Source organism: Actinoplanes sp. ATCC 53533 (assembly GCF_003947245.1).
This window is the reverse complement of the sequence record NZ_QHHV01000338.1, coordinates 1-3,687: the sequence shown is the minus strand read 5'-3', so window position 1 is coordinate 3,687 and position 3,687 is coordinate 1. Positions and strand designations below refer to the sequence as shown.

At 67.1% G+C, this 3,687-nt stretch carries 2 protein-coding genes and 1 pseudogene; all 3 read left to right on the top strand.

The window, feature by feature from the left end:
• Positions 1-2,314, top strand: a 2,314-nt coding sequence (locus DMB66_RS56400) for an RHS repeat-associated core domain-containing protein (RefSeq protein WP_148112902.1), incomplete at its 5' end; no start/stop codon positions are given.
• Between the two features lie 38 nt (positions 2,315-2,352).
• Positions 2,353-2,976 carry a hypothetical protein gene (locus DMB66_RS56395; RefSeq protein WP_125812233.1) on the top strand — a complete coding sequence of 208 codons (624 nt, stop codon included), beginning with the start codon at positions 2,353-2,355 and terminating at the stop codon, positions 2,974-2,976.
• Positions 2,977-3,204: 228 nt separating this feature from the next.
• Positions 3,205-3,390: pseudogene (locus tag DMB66_RS66390) on the top strand (RHS repeat-associated core domain-containing protein); the annotation flags it as partial.
• Positions 3,391-3,687 lie beyond the last annotated feature (297 nt).

Genomic DNA, 3,687 nt, shown 5'->3' with positions numbered 1-3,687 from the left:
GACCGCGATCTTCGAGAACCAACTCTCGGCCTCCCCTCGCGCCCGGTGGACCTATGACACGGTCGCCAAGGGACAGCTGACCCAATCGGTGCGGTATGAGGGCACGGCCGCCTACACCGTCAAGGTCGACGGCTACGACGACGGCTACCGCCCGACAGGTCAGACCGTCACCGTGCCCACTGCCGAGACGGGGCTGAACGGCAGTTACTCCTTCCAGAGCAGCTATGCCGTCGACGGAAGCGTGCGTTCCTCGACGTTCCCGGTCAGTGCCGACCTGCCCACGGAGACCCTGACCAACCACTACGACGAGACGCTGGGGCTGGCCAACCGGCTGACCACGGTGTACGGCACCACCGAGTTCAGCTATGTGGCGGATACCGACTACAACGCGCTGGGCCTGGTCGATCAGCGTGAGCTGTACACCGGCCTCTACTCCAACACGGGCAGTCGTGTCTTCCAGTCCTTCTCCCGCGAGCTCGAGACCGGCAGGCTGACCGGAGTCAAGAGCAGCCGGGAGCTGGTGTCGCCGTTCACCGTGGCCGACATCAGATATGGCTACGACAAGGCCGGCAACATTACGAGCGTCGCCGATCCGGCGGCGAGCGGTGGGGCGGACAACCAGTGTTTCCGGCACGACTGGCAGCGCCGGCTGACCGAGGCATGGACTCCGGGCAACGGCGACTGCAACGCCGCGCCGGCCACCGCCACGCTGGGCGGACCCGCGGCCTACTGGCTGAGCTGGACCTACGACACCATCGGCAACCGCAAGACGCAGGTTGACCATGCGGCAGCCGGCGGGGAGCGCAGCACCACTTACACCTACCCGGACGCCCAGACGGCCAAGCCACACACCCTTACCGGCACGTCGACGGTGGCCGGTGGCACCACGACGACCGCCGCTTACGGTTACGACCCCGCAGGCAACACACAGACCCGGCCCACCGCGTCCGCCGGCACCCAGACGCTGACCTGGAATCCCGAGGGCAGCCTGGCGAGCGTTGCGGACAGCACCGGCACCACAAGCTACATATACGACGCCGACGGAAACCGCCTGGTCCAGCGCGACCCCACCGGCAAGACCCTCTACCTGCCGGGCCAGGAGATCCGCTTCACCACCGCCACCGCCGTCCGAAGCTGCACCCGCTTCTACACCGTCGGCGACCAGGGAATCGCCTCCCGGACGGCGGCAGGCCTGAGCTGGCTGACCGGCGATCACCAGGGAACCTCCCTGATCGCCATCAACTCGACCACCCAGCAGGCCGTCGTGCGCCGGCAGAGCCCATTCGGCACCGCCCGCGGCACGAAGCCGGCCTGGCCCAACGCCAGAGGGTACGTGGGTGGGGCGATCGACAACACCGGCCTGATCCACCTCGGCGCCCGCGAATACGACACGGCACTGGGACGTTTCATCAGCCTGGATCCGATCATGGATCTGACCGACCCCCAGCAGATGCACGGATATACCTACGCGCGATCCAACCCGGTCACCTTCAGCGACCCCACCGGACTGCGGCCACCCGAGATGACCGGGGGCGAGTGGACTCAGGAACTGGCCAAGCAGCGGCATCGCAAGGACCACACCAGCCGGCACAACCGCGCGCGGGATGTCGCGGTCGCCATCATCAAGGCCGACGTGGCCAGTCGCGGCGGGGACCCCAACGATGTGTCCGACAACGACTTCACCCTGAGGACGGGAAGGTACCCGCCGCGCGCAGACATCGTTTACGTGGACAAGGACGCCGGCATCGTCTATGTCTGGGAGGTCAAGAAAGGGGCTATTCGACCCAACGGCTCGAAGGCCGCCACCGTAAGCATCAACAAATACATTCCGCACCTCAAGCGGATGTTCCCGACGTATACGATCCGACCAGGTTTCAACCTGCCAATTCCGCCCACAGGCGTGGTAACGCCGGGCCCGCATCCCGGTGAGATGCTTCGCGTCTACAACGGGTCGAGCCCCGGTTCGGTCCTCTACGACGAGTTCGACTCGCCACGTCCACGCCCCGTGCTGGCCCCCGAACGCGTACCGGTGCCGGTGCCGATCGGCAATCCTGTCACCAAGCCGGACCCCGTACGCCTTGGCGTTCCCCGGCCGGTGCACGGACCCTGCCCCGGTGTCTGCCCGGTGACCAGCGCACCCCACGGCGGTCTGGCCGGGCCGTCCTTGAGCACGGACGGCATGATCTGGGCGGTGGCCTCCGGCCTGGTCATCGGTATCGCCGCGGGCGCATGCGTGGTAGCCAGCGGCGGGATCTGCGGGATAGTTCTCGGCGGCTTCGCGCTCGGCGGCGCCGCCGCCCCCGCGATGGGCTAGCCAGCACGGCCAGAGTACAGAATCGTAGAGTGGGGAACATGTCGACGAAGGAAAAGCAAGCGGGCGTCAAGGTCTTCTTCGGTGAGTACATCGACCCGATGATGGCTGAGCGTGGCTTTTCCCGGGAGCGCCGGGTGTACCGGTGTCTGGGTGAGGACGGCACGGTCGTGGTGGTGGAGTTCCAGGCGTCGAACAGCACCCACGTCCGATACGAGTGCACCGTCGCCGCAGCACTGGTACCGCCGGCGTGGCAGTACTACATGGCTGATTCGCTCGAACCGGTGGAGGAGCCGGCGTACGCGTCGGACGGGGTGGTCACTGGCAGGTTGCCCCCGCCGCAGGGACTGCGCTGGACGTTCGACTCGGTGGAATCGGCGCGGTTGTGCGGTGAGACGCTGCGGGGGATGCTGCCCGGTTTCCTGGCCTCCTATCAGGAACTGTTGGACCGCGAGACGTTTCTCGACAAGCTGCGAACGGGCGCCCGCCTGCCGGGGGTGTGCCCGATCTCGGCGGCGATTGCCATCCTGCTGGTCGACTCCGGCCCGCAGGCCGAGTTCGAGGAGGCGATCGCTGACATCGAGAAGTGGACGCCGGACTCGGTCTTTCTGCCGTGGATTCGACGCTGGCAGCGGAGAACGACGACCTCAGACCCTGGTCAGTAAGGATTCAGGTGGGGTGGGGGTGGGCGTCGTGGTCTCTCAGTCAGGAGGAGGTTTCGAGGGTCAAGTCAACGGCCTGTGTGGCGCCGCCGCTCCAACCTACTTTCCTGGTTGCCGGCCTGCATACCGGCTCGGTCGACGTCACCATTGAAACCACGTGCAGGCGCGGCCGGTCAGCGACGCCTGGGAAGACGTGGCGGAGGTCTCCTGCATCCCTACGTCCGAGGGTGCAGCAAGGGCTTCGTCGGCGGTACGGCGGATCCGGGCGGGTTGACCCATCTCGGTGCCCGGGAGTACGACGCGGGGATCGGCCGGTTCATCTCGGTGGACCCGATTCAGGACATGACGGATCCGCAGCAGTGGAACGGTTACTCGTACTCCAACAGCAGCCCGGTCACCTTCGCCGACCCGACTGGCACGCGGATGGACCCTGACGAACCAGGCTGCACGCCCGGGCCGGGCGGCACCTGCGGCACGCCCAGCACGTCGAAGAACCGGCCGCCGACCGGTGGCAACGCTACCGCGTCCTTGAGTTTGACCCGCGAGCTCGGCCCGAGCACGAACGGCGGTGGCAGCACGTCTGCCCACGACACCGCGATCGCGCTGCGTGTCCTGGATTTGCAGCGCCTGTACAAGGGAGCCTGGATCAGCGTGAGCCTGGGCAACGCGCCCGGCGCCGACCTGGTCTGCTGGAACTGCGCGGCGATTGCGAGC